The organism is Planococcus sp. 1R117A (assembly GCF_051417975.1).
GTDB lineage: Bacteria > Bacillota > Bacilli > Bacillales_A > Planococcaceae > Planococcus > Planococcus shenhongbingii.
In genome coordinates this window covers 301,219-328,073 of record NZ_JBPRLO010000005.1, presented here as the reverse complement: position 1 = coordinate 328,073, position 26,855 = coordinate 301,219, and the positions used below count along the sequence as shown (strand labels likewise).

General features: G+C 42.9%; 27 protein-coding genes. 11 read left to right on the top strand and 16 right to left on the bottom strand.

Features of this window, described 5'->3' with window-relative positions:
* Window positions 1-31 precede the first annotated feature (31 nt).
* Entirely contained in the window at window positions 32-991 is a 960-nt protein-coding gene (locus ACSFXN_RS16250; RefSeq protein WP_437151138.1) for an aldo/keto reductase, read from the bottom strand.
* Between the two features lie 174 nt (window positions 992-1,165).
* On the opposite strand from ACSFXN_RS16250, the gene ACSFXN_RS16245 reads away from it, so the two are divergent.
* Window positions 1,166-1,882: an NAD-dependent deacylase gene (locus tag ACSFXN_RS16245; protein WP_437151136.1), complete on the top strand. Its 717-nt coding sequence runs from the start codon at window positions 1,166-1,168 to the stop codon at window positions 1,880-1,882.
* A 36-nt stretch (window positions 1,883-1,918) separates the two neighbouring features.
* Window positions 1,919-2,842 carry a PhzF family phenazine biosynthesis protein gene (locus tag ACSFXN_RS16240; protein ID WP_437151135.1) on the top strand — a complete coding sequence of 308 codons (924 nt, stop codon included), beginning with the start codon at window positions 1,919-1,921 and terminating at the stop codon, window positions 2,840-2,842.
* A 76-nt stretch (window positions 2,843-2,918) separates the two neighbouring features.
* Here the strand turns inward: ACSFXN_RS16240 and ACSFXN_RS16235 are convergent, their stop codons facing one another.
* Window positions 2,919-3,380 (bottom strand): HEAT repeat domain-containing protein, encoded by a 462-nt coding sequence (locus tag ACSFXN_RS16235; RefSeq protein WP_300991798.1) that lies wholly within the window; start codon window positions 3,378-3,380, stop codon window positions 2,919-2,921.
* Between the two features lie 235 nt (window positions 3,381-3,615).
* Here ACSFXN_RS16235 and ACSFXN_RS16230 point away from each other — a divergent pair, with 235 nt between their 5' ends.
* Both ACSFXN_RS16230 and ACSFXN_RS16225 read left to right on the top strand, forming a co-directional pair.
* The gene (locus tag ACSFXN_RS16230; RefSeq protein WP_437151133.1) at window positions 3,616-4,026 is read left to right on the top strand and encodes an excalibur calcium-binding domain-containing protein; all 411 of its coding nucleotides are present in this window, start codon (window positions 3,616-3,618) and stop codon (window positions 4,024-4,026) included.
* 53 nt (window positions 4,027-4,079) lie between these two features.
* Window positions 4,080-4,751 carry a class D sortase gene (locus ACSFXN_RS16225; protein ID WP_437151169.1) on the top strand — a complete coding sequence of 224 codons (672 nt, stop codon included), beginning with the start codon at window positions 4,080-4,082 and terminating at the stop codon, window positions 4,749-4,751.
* Window positions 4,752-4,827: 76 nt separating this feature from the next.
* On the opposite strand, the gene ACSFXN_RS16220 is transcribed toward ACSFXN_RS16225, so the two are convergent.
* Complete coding sequence (locus tag ACSFXN_RS16220; protein WP_437151132.1) at window positions 4,828-6,060, bottom strand: cysteine desulfurase-like protein; 1,233 nt, start codon at window positions 6,058-6,060, stop codon at window positions 4,828-4,830.
* A 201-nt stretch (window positions 6,061-6,261) separates the two neighbouring features.
* Between ACSFXN_RS16220 and ACSFXN_RS16215 the strand changes: the two genes are divergently transcribed.
* Both ACSFXN_RS16215 and ACSFXN_RS16210 read left to right on the top strand, forming a co-directional pair.
* Entirely contained in the window at window positions 6,262-6,462 is a 201-nt protein-coding gene (locus ACSFXN_RS16215) for a spore coat protein (protein ID WP_437151131.1), read from the top strand.
* A 106-nt stretch (window positions 6,463-6,568) separates the two neighbouring features.
* A complete protein-coding gene (locus ACSFXN_RS16210; protein WP_437151168.1) occupies window positions 6,569-6,835 on the top strand; it encodes a spore coat protein in 267 nt (88 codons plus the stop codon).
* Between the two features lie 43 nt (window positions 6,836-6,878).
* Here the strand turns inward: ACSFXN_RS16210 and ACSFXN_RS16205 are convergent, their stop codons facing one another.
* Window positions 6,879-7,655: a 3-hydroxybutyrate dehydrogenase gene (locus tag ACSFXN_RS16205; RefSeq protein ID WP_301857023.1), complete on the bottom strand. Its 777-nt coding sequence runs from the start codon at window positions 7,653-7,655 to the stop codon at window positions 6,879-6,881.
* A 20-nt stretch (window positions 7,656-7,675) separates the two neighbouring features.
* Window positions 7,676-8,995, bottom strand: coding sequence for a GntP family permease (locus ACSFXN_RS16200; RefSeq protein ID WP_437151129.1), 1,320 nt, complete (start codon window positions 8,993-8,995; stop codon window positions 7,676-7,678).
* 311 nt (window positions 8,996-9,306) lie between these two features.
* Between ACSFXN_RS16200 and ACSFXN_RS16195 the strand changes: the two genes are divergently transcribed.
* The 3 genes from ACSFXN_RS16195 to ACSFXN_RS16185 all read left to right on the top strand — a co-directional run bounded on the left by ACSFXN_RS16195 (window position 9,307) and on the right by ACSFXN_RS16185 (window position 13,471).
* Window positions 9,307-10,188: a LysR family transcriptional regulator gene (locus ACSFXN_RS16195; protein ID WP_301857021.1), complete on the top strand. Its 882-nt coding sequence runs from the start codon at window positions 9,307-9,309 to the stop codon at window positions 10,186-10,188.
* A gap of 145 nt (window positions 10,189-10,333) precedes the next feature.
* Window positions 10,334-13,084: a YfhO family protein gene (locus ACSFXN_RS16190; RefSeq protein ID WP_437151127.1), complete on the top strand. Its 2,751-nt coding sequence runs from the start codon at window positions 10,334-10,336 to the stop codon at window positions 13,082-13,084.
* Window positions 13,085-13,192: 108 nt separating this feature from the next.
* Window positions 13,193-13,471: a hypothetical protein gene (locus ACSFXN_RS16185; RefSeq protein WP_437151126.1), complete on the top strand. Its 279-nt coding sequence runs from the start codon at window positions 13,193-13,195 to the stop codon at window positions 13,469-13,471.
* 100 nt (window positions 13,472-13,571) lie between these two features.
* Here ACSFXN_RS16185 and ACSFXN_RS16180 read toward each other — a convergent pair whose 3' ends face one another.
* The 7 genes from ACSFXN_RS16180 to ACSFXN_RS16150 all read right to left on the bottom strand — a co-directional run bounded on the left by ACSFXN_RS16180 (window position 13,572) and on the right by ACSFXN_RS16150 (window position 20,692).
* Entirely contained in the window at window positions 13,572-14,168 is a 597-nt protein-coding gene (locus tag ACSFXN_RS16180) for a class F sortase (RefSeq protein WP_437151167.1), read from the bottom strand.
* A gap of 10 nt (window positions 14,169-14,178) precedes the next feature.
* The gene (locus ACSFXN_RS16175; RefSeq protein ID WP_437151125.1) at window positions 14,179-14,976 is read right to left on the bottom strand and encodes a DUF4397 domain-containing protein; all 798 of its coding nucleotides are present in this window, start codon (window positions 14,974-14,976) and stop codon (window positions 14,179-14,181) included.
* 229 nt (window positions 14,977-15,205) lie between these two features.
* Window positions 15,206-16,141, bottom strand: a complete 936-nt coding sequence (locus ACSFXN_RS16170; RefSeq protein WP_437151124.1) for an aldo/keto reductase — start codon at window positions 16,139-16,141, stop codon at window positions 15,206-15,208.
* Between the two features lie 104 nt (window positions 16,142-16,245).
* Complete coding sequence (locus ACSFXN_RS16165) at window positions 16,246-16,911, bottom strand: ribonuclease H family protein (protein ID WP_437151123.1); 666 nt, start codon at window positions 16,909-16,911, stop codon at window positions 16,246-16,248.
* 298 nt (window positions 16,912-17,209) lie between these two features.
* Complete coding sequence (locus ACSFXN_RS16160) at window positions 17,210-17,491, bottom strand: GNAT family N-acetyltransferase (RefSeq protein ID WP_300991784.1); 282 nt, start codon at window positions 17,489-17,491, stop codon at window positions 17,210-17,212.
* A complete protein-coding gene (locus tag ACSFXN_RS16155; protein WP_437151122.1) occupies window positions 17,488-18,414 on the bottom strand; it encodes a DUF5996 family protein in 927 nt (308 codons plus the stop codon). Before ACSFXN_RS16155 ends, ACSFXN_RS16160 begins: the two co-directional genes overlap by 4 nt.
* A 241-nt stretch (window positions 18,415-18,655) precedes the next feature.
* Complete coding sequence (locus ACSFXN_RS16150) at window positions 18,656-20,692, bottom strand: penicillin-binding transpeptidase domain-containing protein (RefSeq protein WP_437151121.1); 2,037 nt, start codon at window positions 20,690-20,692, stop codon at window positions 18,656-18,658.
* A 244-nt stretch (window positions 20,693-20,936) separates the two neighbouring features.
* Here ACSFXN_RS16150 and ACSFXN_RS16145 point away from each other — a divergent pair, with 244 nt between their 5' ends.
* Both ACSFXN_RS16145 and ACSFXN_RS16140 read left to right on the top strand, forming a co-directional pair.
* Window positions 20,937-22,424, top strand: a complete 1,488-nt coding sequence (locus tag ACSFXN_RS16145) for a phytoene desaturase family protein (protein ID WP_437151120.1) — start codon at window positions 20,937-20,939, stop codon at window positions 22,422-22,424.
* A gap of 130 nt (window positions 22,425-22,554) precedes the next feature.
* Entirely contained in the window at window positions 22,555-23,094 is a 540-nt protein-coding gene (locus ACSFXN_RS16140; RefSeq protein ID WP_437151119.1) for a hypothetical protein, read from the top strand.
* A 202-nt stretch (window positions 23,095-23,296) separates the two neighbouring features.
* Here the strand turns inward: ACSFXN_RS16140 and ACSFXN_RS16135 are convergent, their stop codons facing one another.
* From ACSFXN_RS16135 to ACSFXN_RS16120, 4 genes are all read right to left on the bottom strand, one after another.
* Complete coding sequence (locus tag ACSFXN_RS16135; RefSeq protein WP_437151118.1) at window positions 23,297-23,770, bottom strand: OsmC family protein; 474 nt, start codon at window positions 23,768-23,770, stop codon at window positions 23,297-23,299.
* Between the two features lie 125 nt (window positions 23,771-23,895).
* Entirely contained in the window at window positions 23,896-24,276 is a 381-nt protein-coding gene (locus ACSFXN_RS16130) for a hypothetical protein (protein ID WP_437151116.1), read from the bottom strand.
* A 402-nt stretch (window positions 24,277-24,678) separates the two neighbouring features.
* Window positions 24,679-25,623 carry a phosphoglycerate dehydrogenase gene (locus ACSFXN_RS16125; RefSeq protein WP_437151115.1) on the bottom strand — a complete coding sequence of 315 codons (945 nt, stop codon included), beginning with the start codon at window positions 25,621-25,623 and terminating at the stop codon, window positions 24,679-24,681.
* Between the two features lie 184 nt (window positions 25,624-25,807).
* Window positions 25,808-26,818 carry an SMI1/KNR4 family protein gene (locus ACSFXN_RS16120; protein ID WP_437151114.1) on the bottom strand — a complete coding sequence of 337 codons (1,011 nt, stop codon included), beginning with the start codon at window positions 26,816-26,818 and terminating at the stop codon, window positions 25,808-25,810.
* Window positions 26,819-26,855 lie beyond the last annotated feature (37 nt).

Here is a 26,855-nt window from a genome sequence, read left to right as displayed (position 1 = left end):
CTCTTTTCTTGTACGCAAATTTCTAAAACTGTTATAACAGTTTTACTGCTTCATTTAACTCATGCGGCCATTTCCAATCACTGATATGCACCGCTTCTGTCACGTGCTGCGGCTTGCTGGCTCCTACAATTGCTGAAGTGACCGCCGGTTGATTCAAAATCCATGCCAGCGAAAACTGTGAAAGATTGACTCCTTGCTCATCTGCCAACTGTTTGTATTTAGCAATGCGTTCGAAATTTGCATCCGTGAAATAATGCTGAATCAATTGCTCTCCTTTTGCGGCCCGGCTTTCTTCCGGCAGTCCCTCTTTTGAGTCATACTTGCCAGATAGCATGCCGCGTGCCATCGGACTGTATACCAGTAATCCCATTCTTTCAGAAAGGCAAAAAGGAATTACTTCGTGTTCCAATTCTCTGGATAGCAGATTGTATTGGGATTGAGACGAGATAAAATGTTCGAGCCCATAGAAATCACTGAAGCCAATCGCTTTTGCCATTTGCCAAGCCGCATAGTTCGAGCAGCCAATATAGCGGACTTTTCCCTGCTTGACTAACTCAGTCAGCGCCGATAACGTCTCTTCCAACGGAGTCCGTCTATCAAATCGATGAACCTGATATAAATCAATGTAATCGGTTCTGAGCCGCTTCAAAGAATTTTCCACTTCTCTCATAATATGAAATCTTGACAGGCCGGCATCATTGACATACTGCCCGACTGGAAGACCTACTTTTGTCGCCAAAACGATTTTATCCCGTCTGCCTTTCAAATTGCGTCCAATGATATCTTCAGATTCGCCTGTCCCGTATTTAAAATTTTCATCTTGTCCTTTTCCATAAAAGTTAGCGGTATCGATTAAATTAATGCCGGCATCAATTGCCCGGTCTAAAATTTCCGCAGAAGCTTTTTCATCGATCCATCGGCCAAAAGCCATTGTTCCAAGACTAAGGTTCGAAATGCGCAAACCTGAGCGCCCTAAATTTGAATACTTCATCTTGATCCCTCCAGTATTCATATTTCTTATGCAAAATACCTTTCCCTTTTTATTCGCTGCTTTGTTCAGGAATCCCTTCAATACCGCTTGTTTTCAATCATTCAATATAATAACAATTACAACAGAAATTCGATATACTTGAATTGACAGAATTTTCTTTAGGAGGCAAGAGCAATGATCAGTGATTGGTTGAACTCTTCAAGGTATACTGTGATTTTTACCGGTGCAGGCATGTCAACGGAAAGCGGTCTGCCTGACTTCCGTTCTGCCAACCAAGGCATGTGGCAGCAAAAAGATCCGAGCAGAGTTGCAAGCATTGAAGCTTTGAATAACAATGTAGAAGAGTTTATGGATTTTTACCGAAAACGAGTGATTGGAGTAAAAGAATACGGGCCGCATAAAGGCCACCACTTGCTGTCCGAATGGGAAAAACGTGGACTCGTCAAATCGATCATCACGCAAAATGTGGACGGCTTTCATCAAAAAGCAGGCAGTGAGCACGTTGCTGAACTGCACGGCACGCTGCAGACGGTTTTCTGCAATTCGTGCGGCAAAGTTTTCAATAGCGAAGAATATGCAAATGGAATTTACCAATGCACAACTTGCGGCGGATACTTGCGCCCTTCTGTTGTGCTGTTCGGTGAAATGCTGCCGGAGGAACCGTTTAATATAGCGTTCGAAGAAGCAGCACGCGCCGAATTATTCATCGTTCTTGGCTCATCGCTCAGTGTCACACCGGCCAATCAATTTCCGCTCATCTCAAAAGAAAATGGCGCACGGCTCGTGATTGTCAACCAGGAAGAAACGCCGCTCGACCGATTCGCGGACCAAGTGATCCATGACCGGAAAATCGGTGATGTATTGGCGGAGTGGGATAGGCTGTTGAAATAAAAACGGGTTAACAACGAAACAGAATGGAGGCAACCTATGACAACTTTGAATTATGAATTGATTGATGTTTTTACCAGCCGCCCTTTTGGTGGAAATCAGCTGGCAGTGTTCCACGATGAAATTGAGCTTTCGGCAGAAACCATGCAGAAAATCGCCCGTGAACTGAACCTTTCCGAGACGGTGTTCATCCGCTCTCCCCGCAATCCGGAACACCATAAAAACCTGCGGATTTTTACTCCGAAAGTAGAATTGCCGATCGCTGGACATCCGACAGTAGGTGCTGCTTTTGTCTTAGCAAGCAAAGGAATCATTCCAACTGAAGCGGGCACAAATGAATGGATCTTAGAAGAACAAATAGGCGAGGTCCCTGTAAAGGTTTACAAAGAAGGCATGAAAATCACAAAAGTTGAGATGACACAGCCGCTCCCTGTTTTTGGCAGCCATTTTCAAAAACCCGGACTTGTTGCTGATTTGCTGTCACTTTCACCTAAAGATCTGGATAACCGCTTTCCGATTCAATCCGTTTCATCAGGTATCCCCTTTTTATTCATTCCTGTCCGTTCTTTGAATGCCATGAAAGAAATCAATTTTCGCGCTGATATCTGGGAAAGGCAGTTTAGCCAAAATCAGTACACACAGCATATCTTCGTTTTCACGATGCAAACCGAAGAAAAACAGTCTACCGTCCACAGCCGAATGTTCGCCCCGGCAATGGGCATACAGGAGGATCCGGCCACCGGGGCAGCAAGCGGTCCATTAGGAGCTTATCTGGTGGAGCACGGAATGATTCCTGCGACAACAGACGGCACTTACTTGATTCGCAGCGAACAAGGATTTGAAATTGAGAGACCCAGTTATATCGATATCACTATTGTTAAAAAAGGGAGCACCATAAAAGAAGTAAAAATTGGAGGACAAGCCGTAACGATGGGAAAAGGCCAAATTATTCTTGATATTTGATCCAGCTCTTCATAGTAGCCAATACAAATAAAAAAGCCGTTCCTTCAATATTTCAGTTGAAGGAACGGCTTTTCATTTATTTTCTTGAGTATTTACTTGGAATTGCTTTCCACTGGTCTTCGAGCCATTGGTCGAAGTCAGCGCCTTTATCGCCTTTATACGTATCATAAATATCCACACGCGTTTTTTGCAATTTCACTTTGAAATCCTCAAAAGTATGGTCTTTAGGCAAACTTTTCTTAAGGCGCACAAATGTTTTTGAAGTATCTTTGATCAAATCGAATTTTTTACGCTCCGGCATTTCCACCTCAAGCCCAAAATCCTGCAATGCCTCAAAAGCGGCTTCTTGCACTTTATAAACGGGATCGTTGTTCAAGCGGTGTGTCAAGATATCAATTGTCTGTTTATGCTTCCATTTGCTCAGCTCTTCAACCGCAGCCAAACGTTCTTTCCAGTTTGCTGTCCGGTTTACAGCCTTTCTCAATTCGTCGTAATTCGGTGGTAAAGTATTGTTGTGTTGTTGACTCAAAAAATTCATTCTCCTTTGATCATTTTCCTTTCCGGAAAATGAAATGATCTCTTCCGTTGTAAGAAAAGCTTGTCCTTGTATTGTACCATATATACCGGAAAGAACAAAAAGGCTGACAATACATTTATTTCCGAAAGTTTTAATTGGAAAATATTTAAATAATTTGAAAATAATTGTTTGAATTTTTAAATAAAGGGTATTTTAAAGATTGTTACATACAATTTCTAGGAGGCGAAAGAAAAATATGTTGAAAAAAACGGTATTAGGCAGTTCGATGGTTTTGCTTCTGGTTGCTGGCACTTCTCTTGACACACAAGCCGCGGTAAATGACAAGGATTGTGGGGATTTTTCATCCCATCAGGAAGTAATGGAATTCTGGTATGCGAATGGCTTTAGTGCTGACAATGACCCGCATGATCTGGACCGCGACAATGACGGCTTGGCTTGTGAAGTAAGCCAAAGTGAATACAATAGTTTTGTTGCAAGCAAAGAAGCAGATGATTCTTCTGACGATGCTGCAACTGAAGAAGAAGCTGCAACAGGTGAAGAGTTGCCTGATACGGCTTCCAACAACCCACTTATGATGCTGTTTGGCGCAGGTATTGCCGGACTGGGTTCGTTGTTGCTATTCCGTTGGAAAAGCCAACAAGCTTAATACTTAATATTTCAAAAAGGCAGATCCAATCCTGCCTTTTTCCTTTGAGGTGAATTATTATGAAAAAATGGTTGGGACTGATTTTAATAATTGCCGGCTTAGCAATCGGCCTCTTTAGTCTGTCGGAATGGTACACAGCGAAAAGTTCGGCACAAAACCTGACCGATGCGGAGATTGAAAGTTTTAAGAAAGTCGAAGCAGCAGCTGGCAGTGAAACTGAAAAAGTAAAAGAAGAACCAGTCAAAAAAAAACCGCAACCGCAGCCGAGGCCTGAACCTACTCCTATATTGACTTCAGGAATCGACCGGCAGCTTGGTGAACAAACAGCGAAGTTGGTGATTCCAAAAATCGAACAAAAATATTCGGTTTATTGGGGCGCTGATCCTGCAACATTGAAAAAAGGTGTAGGCATGTATATCAGTGACCTCACCACTGTCCCAGGCGGCCATGGCCATACGGTGTTGAGCGGACACCGCGACACCGTCTTTGTAAAACTTGGCGAACTGGAAAAACAAGATCAAGTGCTGCTGGAATACGAAGACAAAATCTATGTTTACGAAATCACCGATATGTGGATCACTGATGCTGAAGACCGCAGCGTAATTGTGGAAAAAGACGAGTCTGTTCTGACATTGACTACCTGCTATCCGTTTGATTTTATCGGTTATGCTCCAGACCGCTATATTGTACAAGCGGAACTGGTTTCAACACAAGATGCTTTCTAAGGCAAATGAAAAATTCCATTTCTAAACAATAAGAAAAGCAAAGTTCAGCCAAATGCTGAACTTTGCTTTTTTGATTTTAAAGTTCTGAAACCGCCTTTATAAATCGTTCGACTTCCTCAAATGTATTGTACGGCGCTAAGCCGGCCCGTATCCAGCCGCCGGTTTTATTGATATCCAGACGATTGGCCAGTGTCGATGCATAAAAGTGTCCAGAGGCGACGAAAATACTGTGCTGTTCCGCCATAATTCTGCACACTTCTTCCGGTGCAATTCCTGCTACTTGAAAAGCGATTGTCGGAGTTTTGGGCACGCTGTGATCCGCTTCAAACAAAGTAATATTTTCAAGAGCCGCCAGCCCTTCTCTTAAACGGGCAGCTAAGCTGTTTTCATATCCTTCAATCTTCTCAATCCCAGAAAGAATCCGTTCCCTCCGCGTATTGCCTTCCCCGAAACTTGCGAAGAATTCAATTGCTGGACGTATTCCGGCAATGCCTTCATGGTTTTGCGTCCCGGTTTCCAATTTATCCGGATAGTAACTTGGTGCCGGGACCAGTTTGTATGGCTCCAAATTTTTGAAAACATCTTCTTTGATTGCCGCTATTCCAACATGTGGCCCGAAAAACTTATAAGCCGAACATAACAGGATATCAATTCCTTGACGGTCGCGGTCAATCGGGATATGCGGCGCTGCATGGACGGCATCCGCTGCCACCAATGCGCCGACTCTTTTTGCCCGTTCAACAACCGGACGAAGATCTACAATGGTTCCTATGGCATTGGACGCGAGACCGATCGCCACCAACTTGGTTTTTTTGTTGATTGTTTCTGCTAAATCCGATAAATCAAGCGTCAACGATTCCGTATCCACTTTAATCCATCTGACTGTCAGCCCTCGGTCTTTAGCCATCAATAGCCATGGATCCACATTTGCCCGGTGGTCCATTTCCGTTACGACAATCTCGTCCCCTGCTTCAAATTGCTTGCCGAGTGCATTTGCGATGGCAATCGTAAGCGTGGTCATATTCGCTCCAAAAGCCACTTCATTTGCTTGAACCCCTAAGAAATCCCCCACTGCTTTTTTAGCTTCTGCGATAATTTCTTCCGTTTCCCAGCTTGACGGGAATGCGCCATGCAGATTCGCTCCGCCGTTTTCCATATATCCGGCAATCGCTGCAATTGCTGTCTTCACTACTTGGGAGCCTCCTGGGCCGTCAAAATAAGCAACCGGTTTTCCATGATACGTTCTTTTTAATGCTGGAAATTGTTCACGCACTTCAGTAATCGGAAAAGTTGTTTCACTCGTTTTCATGCATGCAGCTCCTTTTCATAGTGATTCCCTTCTAATAAACCACGAAAAAGTCTCCCGTGTCTATTGTTAAGGAATAAATACTCAGAAAAATCAATAAATATTTTTTAAGTAAAAAAATAAAAAATCATGCATAAAGAAAAGAAGAGCGGGTAAAACCTGACTAGTGTTGCCTTTACAAACTTGAAATTGGAGGGATTACTGATGGCAAAAGAACTTGCTGCACACGAATTACTCGAAGTCCATGAACTATTAATCTTTAAAACAGCTTGTGTCGCGAAAAGTAAAGTATTCAGCGGCTTGGTTGAAGACAAGAAATTAAAAGAAATTCTTGATGAAGACGTGGACCTTTCTACAAAAGCAATTAAAGATTTACGTAAAATCCTGGAAGATTCTACAAAATAATTGATTGGAAAGGAAGGATATTATGGCTAAACAAGACGAACAGAAAAAAAATGACGCAACCGAAAAAGAAGCGATCAATAAAGAAAACTTAGCAATTCCTGGCTCCATGTTGGATGATTTAGCAATTGCAACGGATTTTCTCGTAACGGCAAAAGCCGCTGTCCGTAACATTGCTGTGGCGATTACAGAAACAGCAACTCCTCAAGTTAAAAAATTATTGCGCCGTGAGCTGGACAATGCCATTGAAACTCACGACAAAATCGCTCAGTATATGATCAAAAATGAAATGTATCATGCCTATGATGTCGATGAACAAATTCAGCATGATTTGAAAAAAGCCGATATTGCACTAGAGCTGGCTAAGAAAAAGTAATAAAAAACCGTCCGTTGCTTAGTGGCAACGGACGGTTTTGATTTTATTGTGCAGTATATCCGCCGTCTAAAACAACAGCCTGTCCCGTGATGCCTGACGCTTTGTCGCTTGCTAAAAACATCGTATAGTCTGAAATTTCCTGTACAGACAGGAGCCGTTTTTGCGGCACTAAAGGATAGATGACTTCTTCCAGCACTTTGTCCAAAGAGACATTGCGTGTTTTTGCCAGATCGCCCATCTGGTTGCGAACGAGCGGCGTATCAACATAGCCTGGACACATCGCATTTACTGTGATGCCATGCTCCGCCCCTTCAAGAGCTGCTACTTTCGTCAAACCGATAACGCCGTGTTTCGCACTATTATAGGCTGCTTTTCCAGCAAAACCTACTAAGCCGTTAATAGACGCCATATTGATGATGCGGCCTTTGCCTTGCTTTTTCATGATTGGAAAAGCATGCTTTGTTGCAACAAACGGAGCGACCAGCATAATTTTCACCAAGAGCTCAAATTTTTCAGTTGGAAATTCTTCAATTGGAGACACGAATTGCATCCCTGCGTTATTGATCAGAACATCAAGCGAACCAAATGTCTCAACGGTTTTATTGATTGCCTGTGCAAGTTCCGTTTCATTTGTCACGTCCACTTTGATCCCAATCACTTCATGTCCTTGATCTTTCAAAGTTTGTGCCGCTTTCTTAACTGCTTCTTCATTAATATCTGTTAAAACGATTTTGGCACCGGCTTCAGCAAAATCCGCACTGATTTCATACCCAATGCCACTTGCTGCTCCTGTAATAAACACCACTTTATTTTCTACCATTCAAATGACCTCCAGAATTATTAAATTCCCATTCCCATTGAAAATAACACAATTGCAATAATCGTTCCAAGTAGTGGCACAATAACCGTTACAGCCCCTACCGAGCCGTATGCTGCTTTATGGGTTTCCCCGCAAATGCCCTGGATTGTCGTTACGACGTAACCATTATGCGGCAGTGAATCCAGCGCTCCGGAAGAAATTGCAATCGTCCGATGAAGTGCTTCTGCATTGACTCCCATGTCCAAATAATGCGGTGCCAATAATGGCAAGGCGATGGCCTGTCCACCAGAAGAAGAACCGGTGATGCCAGCGATGACACTAACCGCAATCGCTCCGCCAATCAATGGGCTTCCTGGAATGTTCGTCATTGCGTCAACTGCTACCTGAAATGCAGGCGCTGCTTTCGCAACCCCACCAAAACCAACAACCGCTGCCGTGTTTCCGATGGCAATCAATGCACCGATTGTGCCGTCAGTCAATGCTTTACCCAGATCATGGAAATGCGTTCTGTTCAATAAATAAGTGGCAATTACTCCGCCAAGAAGTGCAATGATCAATGCTGATGTTTTCAAAGAATCATGGAAAATATAAGAAATTACCAAAACAACCAATAAAGGAATCAACCCCATGATCGGATTTGGCAAATTGCGCTCTTCCACCACTGGATCGGTTTTGCGTGTTTCAAAGCGTTCTCCTTTATTGACCGCTTTATTGATCATGCGCTTCAGCCACCAATAACCGAATACCGCCATAAATACAGCAACTACAATGCTGACTTCCCATCCGGCATATGGGCTAGTTCCCAAGAATTCGATTGGAATCCAGTTCTGGATTTCCGGTGATCCAGCTGAAGTCATAGTAAATGTAACTGAACCTAAAGCAAGTGCAGCCGGGATGAATCGGCGTGGAAGATCCGCTTGCTTGAAAAGGCTAAGGGCCATTGGATAAACTGAGAAGGCTACAACAAATAAACTTACGCCGCCGTATGTCAACACCGCACACGCGATAACAATAGCGAGTACCGCCCGCTTAATGCCAAACTTCCCGACCAGCCAACGTGATACACTGTCAGCCGCTCCACTGTCTTCCATCAATTTTCCGAAAATTGCTCCCAGCAGGAACATCGGGAACCAAGAAGTGATAAATCCGGAAAACCCGGTCATATAATTGCCTAAAAAATTCACTTCCCCTTCCGCTACCATCTGCGGGAACAGTGGAAGACTGCTGAACAAAGCGACGACAAGCGCGCTTAATGGCCCAGCAATCAGCAAGTTCATGCCTCTCATCGTCAAATAGATAAGTAAGGCAAGTCCTCCAATTAATCCGATCATACTTAACATGTTTTTTCCCCCTTTGATTTTATTGCAGCTTCTTCGTTTTTCAGCAGTTCCGCTTCTGCTTTTAACAGGCATCTTTCTCCGATTCCGCTGCAAAGTTTTTTCGTATATAGTTATTCCCGTCAGCTTCCCGATAAATAAAAGAGCTAAACTTGAGTGTGAAAGCGCTTCCGATGAGCTTAAATAAAAAAGACCGCGTTTTCGAAATATTTAGACCTGACGATTTTTTTAGTGTACACTTCATTGTCTGATAGGTAAAATGAATAATACCTATAGTTTCCATAACTAAAAGTTATAGAAAGGCCGTGAAGAAATTGGATATTCGCCAACTAAGCTACTTTATTGAAGTAGCCAGGCATAGAAGTTTTACTAAAGCTGCATTAGCGCTGCATGTTACGCAGCCCACTTTAAGTAAAATGGTTAAAAATTTAGAAGAAGAAATGGATGTTACTTTATTTGATCGTACTTCCCGCAAAATCGTATTGACCGATGCAGGAGAAGTGGTTTTTATACAAGCACAAAAAATCGTCAATAGCCTTGATGACTTAACGTCTTCCTTGTACGATGTCATGAATTTGAAGAAAGGTAAAATTAATATCGGCTTGCCTCCTGTGATCAGCACACTGTTTTTCCCTACCATAATCGCTGAATTCCAAAAAGCCTATCCCGATGTGGCAATTATGCTGGCAGAAGACGGCGCCAAGAAAGTGGAGCAGAAAGTGCTCGACGGTGAAGTCGATTTGGGTTTCGTCATGCTGCCTGTCGACGAGGAGAAATTCGATGTGGTGCCTTTTGTACATGAGGAAATCAAGCTGCTTGTCCATGAATCCCACCCACTGGCGAATCGGGGCATCATCAATTTAGTTGAATGCAAAAATGATTCCTTTTTGCTGTTAAGTAAGGAATTCACGCTGAATAGCCGAACTGTCGAATTCTGCATCAGTGAAGGCTTTACTCCAAAAATCGCTTATGAAAGTTCGCAATGGGATTTTATAGTCGGCATGGTTGAAAAGAATTTAGGTGTCACTTTGATGCCAAAACTTATTTGCGAGCGGGTCAAAGACGGTCCCTTTAAAACGCTGTCTCTAACTAATACTTTTCCTTGGGTGCTTGGCATTATTTCAGCTAAAAACCGTTACATCCCTTATACTTCCCGTTCATTTATTTCACTTGTGAAAGATCTTCCGAAAGTTTAAAAGATGAAAAATTTTCTGTTATCAATAATCCTGTATAAAACAAATCGCAAAAATGGTACGATTTCTGTGATGAATTAAATTAACTAAATATTTCGTTTCCTTAAGTCGTTAATCGATGCCTATAATAATTCGAAGCGGGTGACTTATGCGCAGACTTCTTCCTTATATACTTTTCGGTATTTGTTGCTTATTGTTGAGTGCGGCGGCTCATGGTATCTTTCTCCGTGAACTAGCCGCCAACCGTTTTATGGCGGGGCCAAACGACGGCTTGTCGCAAATGCTGCCGTTTAAAAACCTTCTTTATCATCAATATACAGCCGGAGAATTTTTCTATTCAACTCTCTTCGGCTTTGGTACCGGTACATACAGCGAACTGGCTTATTATTTTTCTACCTCAATAATCTTTCTCTTAACCGTCGCTGCCGTTTTCCTTCTTGAATCAGCAGGAATCATCGGTTCACCGGATATCTTGTTTTGGGCACATGCTGCCGTTATCATCAACATCATTCGGCTCGCTGCTGTCTTATTTATTGCCACCTTTGTTTTTCGATATATGAAATTCCGTCCCGTACCGGCTTTTCTTGGTGCTTGTGTTTATGCTTTTTCCAACATTTATTTTCGCCATGCCACTTATTGGGAGTTTTTTGCGGATGCTTATTTGTGGCTTCTGCTCCTCATTTTCGGGGCTGAGAAAGTTTTTCGTGAAAAAAAGGGCGGCTGGTTTATGGCCGCTGTCGCTATATCGATGATTGATAATTTCTACTTTGCTTATGTCAACGTTCTGCTGATCGGCATTTATATTCTTTTCCGGCTCTTTCTGCCACTTGAAAAAAGCGAAACACCTAAAAAGACAGCTATAGCCAAACTTTTGATAAGCGGCTTGATAGGTGCCGGCATCAGTGCGGTGTCGTTTATACCAGCCGTATATGCTTATTTGAACAATCACCGCCCGCCTTTTTCTCAAGACGTCAACTGGTTGGGATTCATCGACAATATTTTATTTACCAGTGCTTTTATAGTACTGCCGGCCGTTTTTGTTTTGCTGGTCTTTGCGTTTCCGCTTTACCGTGAACAGAAATTCCGTTTTTTCGCGTTTCTTGTCCTGTTTTGTATTTTGCTTCACTATAGCCCGAAAGCGGCAAGCATGTTCAATGGCTTCTCGGCTCCCCAGTACCGCTGGGAATATTTTATGGCTTTTGCTGCCGGCGGTGCAGTTGCTGCCGGATTCAGTAATCTGTCTTGGTTAAAGCTAAAGCATATTGCCATAGCCGGTGGCCTGGCATTGCTCTGTTATGCATTATTCGCCTTGATCGACCCGAATCTGGGCATTGAGCGCTCAATACTGGCCGTAGTCATTGCCGTGACGCTGCTGCTCTTTTTTTCATATGTATGGGCTCTGCATAAAAAGTCCGGAATTGGCCAAGCCGTTGTCCTTCTGTTATTGGGGACGGGAATTGTGGCAAGCGGTTATCAATTTCTGCTAGCGCTAATGGAACAAGGCAGGACGGTTCAGTTTCCTTTATTTCTTGGAGTCATGGGAATCGCCCTTTTTACATTTATGCTGTTCGCCCAAGCGAGCCGCGATGCTGTTTATGGGAAAGTTGCTGCCGTCTTTCTTGTACTAACGTTGCTATTTTCTGTAAACGGTTCTGAATATGTCTTATTGGTAATCAGAGGAGAAACTCAGCTTGTGACTGAGGAGTTGATCACCGGCCCGGATTATAACGATCCTGAAATCTTTGGTTTGCTTGATGAAATCCGGAAACGGGAAACTGATCCTGTCTACCGTATTGAGTGGATGGAGGGAATTCGAAATAACACCCCTATTGCGATGAACTATCGGGGTTTAAGTGCTTATTCCAGCATTTTAAATGAACAGCTCCTGCGCTTTTATTTATATGACTTGGAAATTGACATGGCAAGGGAAAGCGTCAGCCGGTATGCGACTCTCGGGAAACGGGCGAATCTGCATAGCTTGCTGCAAGGAAAATACACCATTTTACCACACGGAGATGTTAATGTTCCGGCCGGATTTGAACAGGTATTGGCTTCGGATAATTATGCCGTTTACGAAAACGGCTATCCTTTGCCGTTCGTACATGGAGCTTCTGCAGTATACAGTGAGGAGGCATTAGAAAAGCAGCCGATTTTAATGCGTGAACAAGCTATGTTAACGGGTGTCATCTTGAAGGAAACGGAGATTTCCTCTCCACTCCCTTCTGCTCCCAAAAAGTTATCCTATGCAATTGAAAATGAGAATGCGCTATTTGAAGACTGCATTTTAAATGTGACTGGTGAAACAGGCGGTGTCAATCTCCTGCTCAATGAACCTGTGCCGTCTGGAAGTGACTTATATGTATCGTTTCATCTCGAGAACCAAGCATTGGATGCCCGTTTTCCGCTTACAGTGAATTCATACAAAACTTCAAGAAAATCGAATATTTCTGTTTATAAAACGTTCGTAGACGATATTACAATCCGTGTGCCAGCGGATGAGTCGATTCGAATCCGAATGCCAAAAGGCACTTACAATCTGACAGAGCTCGAGGTTTTTGAAGAGCCTTATGATGTGCTGCGTGCTGCTGCAATGGAAAAACACCCGAATCAGCAAGTCAAATGGAATGGCAGCCGCTTGGAAGCCCAGTATTCGAATGAAACGGAAGCAAAATATCTGGCTATGCCAGTGCCGTATGAAATTGGCTGGACAGCCGAAGTTAATGATAAAAAAGTCGATGTGCTGGAAGCGAATTATGCATTTATCGCAATTCCGGCTGATATTGGCCTCAATAAAATTTCACTCACTTACCGGCCGCCTCATTTTTATAAATGGCTGTTGATTTCACTGCTATTTCTGATTGTAGGAACTCTCTATACGCTGAAACAAAAAAGATTATAAAAGCTATTGCCTTCCTTTTCCTGCCAGCTTCCTCAGGAAAGAAATGATTAACTTTCAGAGAAGAGGGAAATCCATTAAAAACACCATCTTTTGAATGGAGGAATAGCCATGAGTGATCAAAGCCTGCAAAAGATTTTCTATGCTGGCGCAGCAGCGGCTACAGCTTTTGTATTAATAAAAACGTATAATAACCGAAAAAAGACATTTTGGGTATTTCCGGATCATGACATGCGCAATAGTGTAGAAGTCGATCATAGAGAAAGTCCGAATGCACCTTATGACCATGCAGAAATCGGACTATCGGAACTGGATTCCGCATACCGTTCAGAATGGGTTTCCATGGGGTATCCAAAAACTTATCATGACCTTGAAGAAAATGAGAGTTGAAACAACGAATTGTACAAAAAAACAGGAAAGGCTTCTATAGCCTTTCCTGTTTTCTATTCCTCTGGAACTGAAAAGCCAAGTCCAAGCTCTTGGCAATTCTTCATTCAATTAAGCTTGCATAAACAATGAGCCGTTCTTCACGCGTTCCCCTTGAGTGGTCATAATCTCCAGAACAAGTAATCAGCACAAGTTCCGGGGAAGAATGATAACCGAAAATAGCGGACAAATCTGCAGTTTCCAATGGTATTGATTCCATTTTATACACCTTAAACTTTAGTTCCTGATCTCCCTCTTTTAAAACGATTTCATCACCTGATTGCAATTTGAAAAGATCCCAAAAAACAGCCGGACCATCAACTTGATCCACATGTCCAGCAATGACTGCACGTCCATTTTGACCTGGCTGATAACCGTGAGAAAACCAGCTGACATCTTCTCCATTGTCCGGCACAGCCATTTCTCCTGTTTCTGTAAGGCCAAGGTGCTGGACAGCAGCTTTTGCTTTGATAGCCGGGATTTCCAAGGTTGCTGGCAAAATTCCGGATCGTTTAACAGAATTGATGGGATTTGCTGCTTGGACTGGCTGCCTGGCTTCTACTGCTGCAGGCTGTTCAGACTCAAATCCTATTCTTTCGCTGCGAACACTGACTTCATCTGTTTGTACGTGACAGCCACAAAGAAAGGCAGCTGCAATCACAATCAATAATTTATTCTTGAAATCGTTTCTTCCAAACAAACCCACTAGCCGCAAACAAAGCAAATGTTCCAAGCATCAAGAGCCAAGGAGCCTCGGAATTTCCAGGTACGCCAAGACCAGTAGTCGGCATTCCGTCGGGTGAAGCTGCTGCTTCATAGTCAACCAACGCAATAACTTCCAAAGCATCCGCATTGTTTACTGCAAACACACTATAAACTGTTCCTGCTGCTAATTCTGTTCCTTCCAGCGGCAACACTTGAGTGCCGTCCGGCAAGCGAATTTCTAAATCGTAGGTACCTGCATCCAATTCTGCATAATCAGTGATTCCAGGGAATTCTGCTCCGCTAAATAATGCGTCCCCACCAATTAATCCAACGTCTACAGCTGGTGCATCCGGAGATAAATGACCAACACGGACTTTCGTTTTTCCTTCTGTTACTTCCATTGAATCCTCAGCAACCACAAATTCGAGAGCATCTACTGTATTTGCTGCTGCTACTGTGTACGCTTTCCCAGCTTCAACAGTTAGATCGGCTTGCAATACCGCTGACCCTTCTGCGTATTCAGTTCCAGTAGCAAAAACTTCGACATTATGGGTTCCGGCCGGCACTTCTAAATATCCTGAATCGGCTTTGAACGGCACATTTTCCAGCGTTAAATCACCATTGACATAGACATCTACTGCAGGGGCATCCGGTGACGCGTGGACAACTCTGACTTTAGCCATATGGCTATCCGCAGAGACTCCAATTGCAAGTGAAAAGACAAGGACTAGAGCGACAGAAACTAAAGCGAAAATTTTCTTCATGTTCACTTCTCCTTTGTATCGTTTTTGTAAAACTTTTATACAACTTATTTATAATACTTCTGGAATGAAAAAGCAAGAAAAGAATCTAATTATTCAGATTTTTTATTTGAAGTAAAAAAAACTGCTCACTTTTTTGTCACAAAGTAAAAATACTTCCCACATTAAAAGTGAACAATTTCAGATTTCTTATGCTCTTTCCTCCAGAAGGAGTTTTAAAATGGTTACCGTTTTAAGGCGCAGTTGATAAAATTTCATTGATTTCATCCATCAGTTCTGCTTCTAAGCGTATTTCTGCAGCTGCAACGTTTGAAAGCACCTGCTCTGATTTTTTACCTCCTGGAATGACCGCGTCTACGCCTGGCTGTTCAAGAAGCCAAGCGAGTGCCAAATTGGAAACATCCGTCCCTTTTTTGTCGGCCACTTTTTTCAGTTTCTCTACAATATCCAAATTCTTCTCGAAAATGCCTTTTTGAAACAAAGGCACGCGATTGCGCCAGTCTCCTTCTTCAAGCTGTAGATCTTTTGTATAATTGCCGCCAAGAATGCCAAACGCCAATGGACCATAGGCCACAACAGAAATATTATTTTGTACACAATAAGGCAGAATGTCTTTTTCGATGCGGCGATCAAGCATATGATATTCCAGCTGTACAGCCGAAATCTCCAGGCTTGAATTTGCTTCACGGAGTTGTTCAAGTGAGACATTCGAGACGCCGATCGCTTTGATTTTCCCTTCCTGCTTCAATCGGGACAGTTCCGCAATCGCTTCCCGGATCGGTGTTTTTTCATCCGGCCAATGAATATAGTACAAGTCAACGTAATCCAATTGCAGCCGTTTCAGGCTGTCTTCAAGAGCGCTCCGAAGATATTCTGGGCTATTGTTCCGTGTACCAGTGCGCCAATCGCTTCCGCCTTTTGTAGCAATGACATACTGATTCCTGTCATATTCTTTCAACACTTCCCCCAGCAGTTCTTCTGAGCGCCCTTTGCCGTACACATCTGCTGTATCAATGAAGGTGATGCCGTGGTCCAACCCTGCTCGGACAAAATCTTTTCCATCTTCTTCGCTCAAGCCTTCAAAGAGGTTATGCCCTCCCACTGCATTCGTTCCAAGGCCAAGAGCTGAAATTTCTATATCTGTTTTTTTCAATGTAGAAAATCGCATGAAAACATCCTTTCACTTTTAAGTGGTCGTTATATAAGTTGAACTAAAGAATTATCACTTCGGCGCTGGTGAAGATTCCTAGAAGAGAGGATCATTGATATAGCCTACTTTTCCGGAATCAATTCGATTGTTCCTGAAATTTCCGTCCCGTTCAGCGCCTGGGTGGCTAACCGGTCTGCTTCTGCATTGGCTTTACGCGGCATTAATTCATATTCCGGCTGAATGCCAAGATCTTTCAGCTTCTGGTCAATGCGGTCAGCCCAGCGCATTAAATCCTTTTCAAGTGCCGGCCATTCCCCGCTCATTTGGTTAATGACCACTTTGGAATCCCCAATAAACCGGACCGGCAAATGGTGGACATTCAATTGCTCGAGTTCTTGAATGCCCATATAAAGCGCTGCGTATTCAGCTTCGTTATTAGATAAAAGCTCTGCTACTGCTGCATTTTGGCGCAGCCGATATGACTTGCCGTTCATTTCATAATAAATGGCACAGCCGAGACCAGATTTCTGCGTCTCCCGGTCATAACCGCCATCAAAATAAACGGTGACATTATGAGGTTCTATTTCAACGCCTTTCAAATATCCCTTCATCTCTTTCATGGTCCAGGAACTATCGTAGTTATCAATGAACACCAGGTTTTTGCTTCGGCCTGTCCGTTCCAAATCTTCTGCGATAATCACCCCTTTGGCTGCCGGCATCTCTTCGGAGCGAAAAAAAGCTTCTGTGCCTTTTGCTGTTCTATATGTGTATTCGATCCGGATGTTCAACGCGCTATGCCTCCTTCTGCAAGCAAGTCTTTATACAAGTCTTATTTCCTTTCCTCCAAATGATAAACTAAAGATGCGCCAGAAGTTCTTGTTTCTCTCAAGGCGCCGTTCTTGAATCCGCTTCTTCAATCTTAATTCTACTGAAGTGAGCCCCCTATTAAAGTGGCTCTTGGTCAGAATTCAGAAGTACAGAGCTGGGTCTTTGACCTATGCGTTCATCCGCGTCTCCAAGCCTAGGCATCTAAAAGAACAAACCGCCATTACAACAGCTTCCTCCCGAAAAGAGACATATGTTGAACTAATAGCGATTCGCTTGCATAGCTTGATATTCTGTTTTCTTGTTAAATTCCGCTTTGGCAAATGAACAAAGCGGAATTATTTTTTTATTTTGTTCTCTCGCTGTATCTACTGCCGATGCAACCAACCTGCCTGCGATTCCTTGCCCGCGCAAAGAATCAGTGACAAATGTTTGATCAATAATCAGCAAGTTGCTTTCAGTAGGAACAAAACGGATTTCAGCAATCGTTTCTCCTTTTTCGTTCTCTATACAATGTCGACTGTCACTTTTAATAATTTTCATCCTTCTCCTCCTTTCCTCATAGTCGGCTGGGATTTCATCAGCAAGGGCGTTTCGAAATAATCGCGGCCTTCCCAGTTTAATTCATCAGCTAAAATGTCAAATGTTGTATGGAAAAATTGCTGTACAGCCTTGCTCGGCGCAGGCGAATCAAAAACGGCTTGAGCAGTCAGAAAATATTCACTCGCTTCTTGATCATAAAACGCTTCATCAGGTTCTAACGACAGCTTATTCAAATCTTTATACATGAATGGATAAGGCAAAACAAAAAAAGAAGGCTCATCTGTCCGCTCATCCCCCAACCAAAATCCATATTCGATAAACTGTTCATCAAATGCCGCTTTCTCAATGATTTTATCTTCTGGAAACGGCTCGGAGATGTTTTGCACAATAATAGCGGAAACATCAAATGTTCCCCAAAATAAGCCCGGCTTTACTTTCCGGCAACGCAAAGGGCCGATGAATTTCATTTCTTCACGGAATGCAAAGTGAAACAATTCTAAGCCCCGCAAAGCCTGAAGAGGTTCATAAACCTTGTGGACCATGTCTTCATTCAATAAGGTTTTCACGTTCATCTCTTGTGGACGTGGGTTGATGGTGATGCTGATTTGATGCTGCCGCAAAGAACGGAAGATAAAATCATAGTACATTCTTATGGGCGTCCCATTCCGCAGATGAGTGGAATGGGCATGGCCATCTACATTGATGCTCACTGTACTGCTCCGAATATCAACATCTACTTGAAAAATATGATTTTCATAATAAAGAAGCCCTGTAGAAAAACCGTCCGGTGTCAGCGCCAACATTACATGCGCCCACTGCGGTTCTTGTGGAGCTGCCTCCAAGCGGATTTTGCCTAAAATCTGAGACAACAAGTGCAAAGTTAATTTGGTATCTTTCCATTCAGAGTGTTTCAGTAATTCCATGCAAAATCCCCCCTCTAAGTAAGAGTCTGAACATTAAATGATCGGTCTTAAAAAAAGATTAATTTCATAATATCATTTTCTTGTCAATTTTACTGATTATTTCGAATATTTTAATGAAAAGGATGTTTTTTCTCCTTCTATTTGTCTACTAAGCAAGCGTTTATACTCTCTTTCGCTCCCTAAAAGAATAATTAATCCATCGAAAAAGCACCCTTATAAAGGATGCTTCCTCATAACTATTTTATTTCCACGCTTTAAAAACTTCCGCAGCTATAGCTGCTGCTTCTTCGCTGTTTTCGTCCTTTTCTTGGTTTTCAATCATTAGCGCGAGGATGAACACAGGATGATCAGAGTTATAGCCGACAAAATAATCATTTTCTCCAAGGCGATTTTGTGCAGTACCGGATTTCCCGGCGAGTGGAACCCCACTGAGTCTGGCTGCTTTGGGGAAACCTTCAGCCACAGCATTACGTAAGTTTGAACGAATAACCTCGGCATCTTCAGCGTCGGCCAAACCTTTTTTCCATACTTGCCCGTCTTCTTCCTCTAAGAAAAAGGTGGGTTTGTAAATGGTTCCTGCTGTGAAAAAAGGTTCGTACATAGCTGCTAGATGGAGGATGTTTACTTGCATCTGGCCATCGCCAAGTGAAGTATCCGCAAGCTGCCCTTCCGATCCAAGAATGCCGTCATTTGAAATTTGAGAAGGGGTGAGGGGAATCGGAAATGGAATTTCTTCTCCAAAACCAAATCCCTTCAACCCATCAATCAAGGCATCTCGTCCGATATCCATCGCTTGCCGTGCAAAATAAATATTATCAGAGTAAACAAGCGCTTTGTTCAAATCAATCGGATTCGGCACTTTATCGTGCATGCGCTCTACCCGGTAATTCCCCCAAGTAGGCACTCTTTGCCATGTTTTCCCGTCAATTTCCAATCCTTCAGTTGGATCCAGTGTTCCTAATTTCATCCCAATGGCTGCGGTCACAGGCTGAATTGTAGAACCCGGAGCATATGTCGCCGCGAAACGATTGTATAAAGGATTCAAAGGGTCTTTTTGCAGTTTCCTATATGCCGACCCGCTTATGCCTAAAATAAAATCGTTCGGATTGAAACCTGGGGAGCTGAACAGCACGAGCGTTTCTCCGGTTTTCGGATCTACTGCGGCACTGGTCCCCGCTTTTCCGCTCATTGCCTGGTAAACGGTTTTCTGCAATTCGGCGTCTATTGTTAATTTGATGATGTCTCCTTGCTTTGCCGGTTTCTCAGCTGCAATGATTGGTTCACTTCCTGCATGAGGTTTTTGGATCAGAATGCGCACTCCCTGCTCTCCTCGGAGCCGGTCCTCCAAAATACTTTCCAATCCTTGGCGTCCGATCAAATCCTCTTGTCCATACCCTTGGCCTTGCCGCTGCTCTAATTGTTCTGCGGTAATCGGTCCGATATACCCCGATACATGAGACAACGCAGCCCCGTAAGGGTATTCACGCAACGGCACTTCTTTTTGTTCAGTGCCTGGTATCGCAAAGATTTGCTGCAAAGCGTCTGTCGCTTTAGCAGGCAGCACCGCGAGCGGAACATAATGCCCAGGCTGCACCCAACTTTGATTCAGTTTTTCATCAATTTCTCCAGGTGGGATATTTAGAAGAGCAGCAAGATCATTTTTTTTTTTTGTCTCGTCAAAGTTTGCGGGCACTACTCCAACTTCAAAGCCTTTTCCATTGACTGCAATCGGCTTCCCGTTGCGGTCATGTATTTCTCCGCGTTCAGGATCAGTTCGTTCAACTTCAACAAGATCCCCTTCTTCAAGCTGCGGAAAAATGAAAGAGGGATTCCATTCCACATACCAGTCTGCTGTTTCTCCTTTAGTTTCGAATAACATCGTCAATGTCCGACTGAACTCTATTGGCCCTGCTACGGTATCCATCGTGATTTGAACAGGAAAGTCAGCAGGCTCATCTTTGCTCCACTTAACACCGGTTTTAGGTTCCTTATAGCTTATGCTGACATTTTCAATGCCCAAGTCTTGATATAATTGTTGCTGCCATGCCACAAACGTTTCTTGTCCAAACGCCATTTTAGTGCCTTCCGTTAAATAACCGCCATACATACCAGTGAAATCTGCTTGTTCCCAGTGGCTAATGTATTCCAAAAAGCGAATCTCCGGTGTGGCTTGCTCTTCCAGCGGCTGTTCTTTAGGTGTTGTTTTCTTTTCTTCCTGACAGCCTGCAAGGAGAATGCTAAGTAAAAGCAAAAGAATGACGGACCCTCTTTTATCCATCTACTGACCTCCGTTCCAGTCTTTTCCCCCCAATACCCGATTAACGGAAAAGTTAAATGCCGCAACAGAACAATTGAAAAATAAAAGCCAATAAAATTTTTATCCTCTCGATGTTTCCAAAGCTTATATCAATACATCTTCCGTGGAATCCGCTAAATTCCACACAAGTTTTCTTTAAATTCTGAAACTAAACTTGCATCATTGCCTGTATATTTACCATAATAGATAAAAAGGAGGAGTGCTGATGAATCAAGATGTATTAGTTGTCGGCGCCGGGTTTGGCGGTTTAACCGCTGCATCATTGTTGTCGAAGCATGGAATGAATGTAACGCTTCTTGAAGCTTCTTCTGAACTGGGTGGCTGTGCCGGCAAATTCACACGCCATAAGTTCGTTTTTCCTGTAGGGGCGACTCTTGGAATGGGCCTTGAAGAAAATGGTATTCTTGAGCGGGTGTTTCGTTATTTAGAAAAACCGTTTCCTCTTGAGCCTCTTGAAACTGTCATGGAGATGATTCATCCCGAAGCGACGTTTCTTTTTTTAAGAGACCGCAACCGCCATGTGGAGCAGCTTATTCTTGCGTTTCCACAGTATAAGAAGCAAATCCAGTCGTTCTACAGCGAAGTTTTTTCAACCGCTTCAATCATAAGGACACTCATGGGACCGCTTCCTGTCCTTCCTCCTTCCACGGCGAAAGAATGGACGTTTTTGATTGGTTCTCTTCGTCCGCGCCACATCAAATTACTGCCTTTTTTCAACCAGACACTCGAACAGCGGCTAGAGCGCCATGGCCTGGCCCGTCTTACTCTTTTCCGCCAAATGATTGATGGGCTGCTGATGGACAGCATGCAGACAGACAGTAAAAATGCCATGTACCTGCTCTCTGCGCTGGCGCTTGATATTTATCATGAAGGAGCCTACTACGTGCCTGGCGGGTTATATCGTTTTGCCGAATTAATGGGCCAAAGCCTGACTGAAAATGGAGGTACATTAAAAAAGCGCCGTACCCTTGTCAACTTGCAGCACGCAGATGGCAAGTGGATGGCAACCGACCACCGCGGCACGCAATACAAAGCAGCACATGTCGTGTTAAATGTACCAATACATCAGCTGCCAAAGATTTTGCCGGCAAATTCACTTGAACAATTAAAAAAGCCATTGCAGGATGGCCTTTCCACCCCTACCTGGACAATACTGGCTTTATACATTGCTGTTGATTCGTCGAAACTTGGCACTCCTTTGCCGCTCTTCAGGCAAATTGCAACAGAGGCAGGAGCCGGGCTAGCTGAAGGTGAACATTTTTTCATGTCGGCGTCACGTCCAGGAGACTTGCTGCGTGCTCCTCCGGGCATCCAAACAGTAACAATCTCCACTCATTCACAGGTACATCATTGGGATACTCAAGAAAAATATGAATCAACCCGAGAAGCAGTCGCGGATCGCATACTTCATTCAATCGAGAAAGTAGTGCCTAATTTCAAAGAAGCCATTATCCATTTCGAAACCGGCGCCCCAAAAGCGTGGGAACGCTTTGCAGGGCGTCCAAACGGCTATGTAGGAGGGTTCCCGCAAACTTTAGATAATGCCCTCTTTAACGCCATTTCGCACCGATCCGGGCTCCCAGGTCTTTATGTCTGCGGCGATCATATTTTTCCAGGTGGTGGTACAATCGGGGTGGCGACAAGCGGCATACATGCGGCCCGTTCGATAACCGGAAAGCGTCTGATTCATTGAATCCTTTCATTCTCTTAGGCTATTTTTCGTGAATCCTATTTCCTAAAAAACCGCTTAAGGGAATTCCGTTTCGTTTTCTTCTGTCATATAATGAAATAAAAATTTCATTTTTATTAAAGGGGAAAACGAAATGACGCAGCCGCCATCCGCACAATTTCCGTTATTAGCATGGTTTGTACTAATTATCGGAGCTTTCTTTTTCGTATCTATGCTTCCAATTTTTTTTATGACTGTTATCCTCCCTATTTGGAGACCGGAAGAATTCAGTTTTGTTTCCGTCATTATACTATTGATTGCTGCAGGTTTTATGGCGATTGCTTGGCGAATGATGAAATGGGCAAAACAGGAAATGAAAACAGCTGGCAGACAGAAGAAAGAAATGTCCCTGCCTCCTGAAGAAAGGCCATCTCTTTTATTGCCGGAAGAAGTTCCGGACAAAAAACCGATTTGGCCATGGCTAGTAATCGCTCCAGGGGCTTTGCTCTTAATCAGCGCTGGCCCTGGCGCGGTGATGTTCCCGATTATGCCTTTGTTTTTGGCAGGAATGTCGACTGATTCAGAAACTGTGCCAGAGTATGTGCCTTTACTTATTATCCTGATCGGATACGGGGTAATGGGCGGGTATGTATACTGGCTTTTCCGCGCCATCAAAGCTTTGCGGAAAACTTAAGGTTTTGCTGTTTTTAGAACCCCTAAGAACTATCTCACTGCTCTTTAGTTAACAGCTATTCTGTAAAACAGCCGTCTTCAGAGACGGTTGTTTTTTTATGCAGAGAGTGGCAATGCCGAATTTAAATTAATTGAACCACAAAAAGAAGCACCTGAACCGAGTAGTCCAGATGCTTCTTTTACTTTTAATGTTTATCTGTCCTTCAATCTCCGGATGCCGCCGGCTTTTCTTTTTCTTGATAAGATACCGCTTTAACAGTCACGTCTGTAGTGCCTCGCACTGCTTTGGATACTGGACAATGTACATGAGTTTCATTCGCCAATTCCTGTACTTCTTTATCGTCTAGCCCTTCGATTGCAACTTCTAAATCCACTGCGATTTTATTAAATCCTTTGTCCATTGGGTCAGTAAGCAATGAAATCTTGGAACTCACCTGTGTTCTGCCTGTGACTCCTTTTTCCTGCATAATTTTGGCGAGGATGAAACTGAAGCTTGAACTGTATCCCAATGCCAGAAAGCGTCCTGGATTAAAAGCCGTTCCCGGTCCTGTTCCTCCAAGTTCTTTTGGCATATCGACTGGTGCTGAGAAGGCCCCGTCTTCCAAATAGCTTTCTCCACCTGGTCCGTCAACAGTGATTGCAGCAACTGATCGATGCAAGAGCTGCGAATCCTCCATTGCAAAAATCTCCTTTCTGGATTTAATTTTACCGCCAGTATACTTCATTTACGTTTATTTTTTATTATTTAGCTTATCGAAAACAAGATTATGAAAAAATCTTCTATGGAAATTTATGCTCATTTTCAAATGAACGCCCGTAAAATTTTTTCATCCATTTGCAGCATCCATTTCCGGATTGATCGGCGATGGCGTTTTTCGGCAGGTAAAATTTCTTTTGCCCGGTCCAACAATTCGGCACATTTTTCTTCAAGAGCCGGATTTTCCTGCCAGCAATACTCAGATAGATAATAGTAAAGCAGCTTAATTGCTTCGATATAAGAATCCAGACTAACAGGGGCTAGCAAGTCGATGCCGACCAATAACAATACGGCTTCGTCATCTTCTTCAAGGTCTTCCTTATTGGGTCCATAAAGCCGGCTAAACTCTTTCATTTCTTCGAAAAGCACCTGAACTTCCCCCAAAACCAAAGCGGCGACATAATCTTCATTAGCATTGATCAACATCTTCTTTCCCCCCTCTTTTTTTCGTACCTAGGCACTTCTGCTATTGTAAATCGTATTCACTAGCTTCTTTAGATATAAATCAAAGCATTTAAATTTATGAATATAATTCTACAAACACTCTCTTTATTCCTTCTTCTATTATTCCCTTTTTAGAATAAATATTAAACAAAACTTCTTAATAACGTTAAAGGTTATTGGCATATCAAAAAATAATCAAATTAGCCTATTTAGTTATATCACCGAAGTAGATTGTTACATTTTTCACAATAAAAAGAGCTTTTGATGACCGAACATTCATCAAAAGCTCTTTTTAATATACATTATATATGCATAAAATATGCATTATCAAAACCTTTTCTCCATTGTTTATAAAAATGCTTCCAGATAAAAAATTCCTGTTACTCACAGAACTTCATAATCAAGTTCTTCTCCATTCAGGAATTTTTTTATATTGGAAATCGACACATTGCTTATCCGTGCTACAGCTTCATAACTGGCTCCACCAACATGAGGTGTGGCAACGACATTTTTTAAATGGGGCAATTCATTTACAGGCGGTTCTTTTTCAAAGACATCCAAGGCCGCTCCTTTGATCTGGTGATTTTTTAATGCATCAATCAAATCTTTCTCATTGACCAATTGACCACGGGAAATATTGATTAAAAAAGCGGTAGGCTTCATCAGCGCCAAAGTTTCCTTATTAATGAACTGCCTATTTTTGTCCGTCAGCGACGTGGCGATGATGATGTAGTCGGCTTCCTTAAACAACTGGTCACGTTCTATAAAATCAGCGTTGAGCTTTTCAGCCAGTTCATAATCTTTGTAGTTGCCAAAAACCATGGTTTTCATGTCAAAGCCCATTGCACGCTTGGCCAAGGCTTTCCCAATCGCTCCAAAACCAATAATACCTAATTTTTTATTATAAATTTCAAATCCCATTGTTGTGTCCCAACGGCTTGACTTCACTTCTTTGTCTTTCCCAGGAATATCCCGTGCTGCCGATAGCATCAAACCGAAAGCATGGTCCGCCACTGCCTGAGCATTTAATCCGGGAGCACTTGTGACGCGGATGCCTTTTTGCCGGGCATAACCTACATCTATATTGTCTACTCCTGCGCCAAATTTGACGATGTATTTTAAATTCGGCGCAGCATCCATTATTTCCTTATCAATTTTCACGATATTCACGAGAATGATATCTGTGTTTTCCACTTCTTTTTTCAGCTCTTCTTTATCTATTCCTTTATCGGTGTATAAGACTGTAACATCACCAATTTTCTTCAGTTCTTCAATCAAGTTCGGATCAGCTCCGTAAAAGGCTTCCCTCAGCATAAGCAAGATATTCATAAAATCCCTCCAACTAGTGAGTTTTCTATTTATATTTCTGAAAAAACAGCTTCCCTTTAAACATACTATAGCGGCTTCCGAAATTCATTGAAAACTTAATTTTTTTTAGATTTGAACAAACAACTGGCACAGCCCTGCTTTCTTCAAATTAAAAAGCACTGGCTATATTCTCCAGTGCTTATTTTCAGCTTCTAACGATATACGCGGAAATAGGTTTGTCCCCTTCAAAACCTTCCCCATTGTAAATGACACCAAGTTCTTTTACAAAATAATACAAAACCGTGATGTATTCTTTAAGGCTGTCTGCTAAAACGACACGGTCATCGTATTTGTAATCGACTTCAATCACTTGTCCGTATCGCCCTTCGGTCCCAGGATCCAAATCAATAGCGATAAAATGCCCTCCCCCGTCACGGTAAATCGGAATCTTCCAAGAAAGCATAAAATTATCTTTTACAAACCCCTCAGGAATGGATTGAACTTCTTCCTGGCGTCCAGCATCCTTTACTGCATCCTCAGCCTCCATAAGAATTTCCTTCAAACTCATTAACGGATATCCCGTAATATGGGCATATGCCGGCTGACCGGCTTCCATTAATTCCATCCAGGGTTCCAGGTCATTGCCATTGCAGTACCGGTAAAGCGATACAAAATCCTCAATCCGTTCAGCTTCATACAAATCAAAAATAGCTGCAATTTCCTTTTCCGCATTACCAGGCACTAAAGGTACCAGCAACTCCCCGAATTTTTCTTTCAAAAATCCATGGTACTCTTGCCAAATTTCAATAAATGCCATACCTCTATACTTGGCTAAAAATTCTTTCATTCCCGGGACAGAATGATAAATCCCAAATTGATGCTCCAATTCGATTACTTCAGATGGATTTTCTTTATTGCGGTCCTCTTCAATCGACTCTTTCTTCCACCAGATGCATTTATAGGGTAAGCCCGCTTCCAACACTTCAGCAATTGCATAACGGACCATTTGTCCTTCGTGTTCATATTCCATCAACTCAAATGGATACGGCTTCTTACTTATTGGATGAACTAATTCGATCTGGTCCGTTCGCGCTATATTGTCTTCACTGTTTTGAAATGGACTCGGCATATCATCGGGTATCTGAAGGCCTGAATGCTCCGAAAATAACAAAGCCGACTCTTTAAAATACAATAGCTCCCACCCTTTTTCATACATGGAGGTTCCCCTTTCTGATTGGCGTTTGCTTTCCCAC

Coding starts and splice junctions, on each gene's coding strand:
- ACSFXN_RS16250 (WP_437151138.1), bottom strand. CDS start 991: ATGAAGTATTCAAATTTAGGGCGCTCAGGTTTGCGCATTTCGAACCTT.
- ACSFXN_RS16245 (WP_437151136.1), top strand. CDS start 1,166: ATGATCAGTGATTGGTTGAACTCTTCAAGGTATACTGTGATTTTTACC.
- ACSFXN_RS16240 (WP_437151135.1), top strand. CDS start 1,919: ATGACAACTTTGAATTATGAATTGATTGATGTTTTTACCAGCCGCCCT.
- ACSFXN_RS16235 (WP_300991798.1), bottom strand. CDS start 3,380: ATGAATTTTTTGAGTCAACAACACAACAATACTTTACCACCGAATTAC.
- ACSFXN_RS16230 (WP_437151133.1), top strand. CDS start 3,616: ATGTTGAAAAAAACGGTATTAGGCAGTTCGATGGTTTTGCTTCTGGTT.
- ACSFXN_RS16220 (WP_437151132.1), bottom strand. CDS start 6,060: ATGAAAACGAGTGAAACAACTTTTCCGATTACTGAAGTGCGTGAACAA.
- ACSFXN_RS16215 (WP_437151131.1), top strand. CDS start 6,262: ATGGCAAAAGAACTTGCTGCACACGAATTACTCGAAGTCCATGAACTA.
- ACSFXN_RS16210 (WP_437151168.1), top strand. CDS start 6,569: ATGTTGGATGATTTAGCAATTGCAACGGATTTTCTCGTAACGGCAAAA.
- ACSFXN_RS16205 (WP_301857023.1), bottom strand. CDS start 7,655: ATGGTAGAAAATAAAGTGGTGTTTATTACAGGAGCAGCAAGTGGCATT.
- ACSFXN_RS16200 (WP_437151129.1), bottom strand. CDS start 8,995: ATGTTAAGTATGATCGGATTAATTGGAGGACTTGCCTTACTTATCTAT.
- ACSFXN_RS16190 (WP_437151127.1), top strand. CDS start 10,334: ATGCGCAGACTTCTTCCTTATATACTTTTCGGTATTTGTTGCTTATTG.
- ACSFXN_RS16185 (WP_437151126.1), top strand. CDS start 13,193: ATGAGTGATCAAAGCCTGCAAAAGATTTTCTATGCTGGCGCAGCAGCG.
- ACSFXN_RS16175 (WP_437151125.1), bottom strand. CDS start 14,976: ATGAAGAAAATTTTCGCTTTAGTTTCTGTCGCTCTAGTCCTTGTCTTT.
- ACSFXN_RS16170 (WP_437151124.1), bottom strand. CDS start 16,141: ATGCGATTTTCTACATTGAAAAAAACAGATATAGAAATTTCAGCTCTT.
- ACSFXN_RS16160 (WP_300991784.1), bottom strand. CDS start 17,491: ATGAAAATTATTAAAAGTGACAGTCGACATTGTATAGAGAACGAAAAA.
- ACSFXN_RS16155 (WP_437151122.1), bottom strand. CDS start 18,414: ATGGAATTACTGAAACACTCTGAATGGAAAGATACCAAATTAACTTTG.
- ACSFXN_RS16150 (WP_437151121.1), bottom strand. CDS start 20,692: ATGGATAAAAGAGGGTCCGTCATTCTTTTGCTTTTACTTAGCATTCTC.
- ACSFXN_RS16145 (WP_437151120.1), top strand. CDS start 20,937: ATGAATCAAGATGTATTAGTTGTCGGCGCCGGGTTTGGCGGTTTAACC.
- ACSFXN_RS16140 (WP_437151119.1), top strand. CDS start 22,555: ATGACGCAGCCGCCATCCGCACAATTTCCGTTATTAGCATGGTTTGTA.
- ACSFXN_RS16135 (WP_437151118.1), bottom strand. CDS start 23,770: ATGGAGGATTCGCAGCTCTTGCATCGATCAGTTGCTGCAATCACTGTT.
- ACSFXN_RS16130 (WP_437151116.1), bottom strand. CDS start 24,276: ATGTTGATCAATGCTAATGAAGATTATGTCGCCGCTTTGGTTTTGGGG.
- ACSFXN_RS16125 (WP_437151115.1), bottom strand. CDS start 25,623: ATGAATATCTTGCTTATGCTGAGGGAAGCCTTTTACGGAGCTGATCCG.
- ACSFXN_RS16120 (WP_437151114.1), bottom strand. CDS start 26,818: ATGTATGAAAAAGGGTGGGAGCTATTGTATTTTAAAGAGTCGGCTTTG.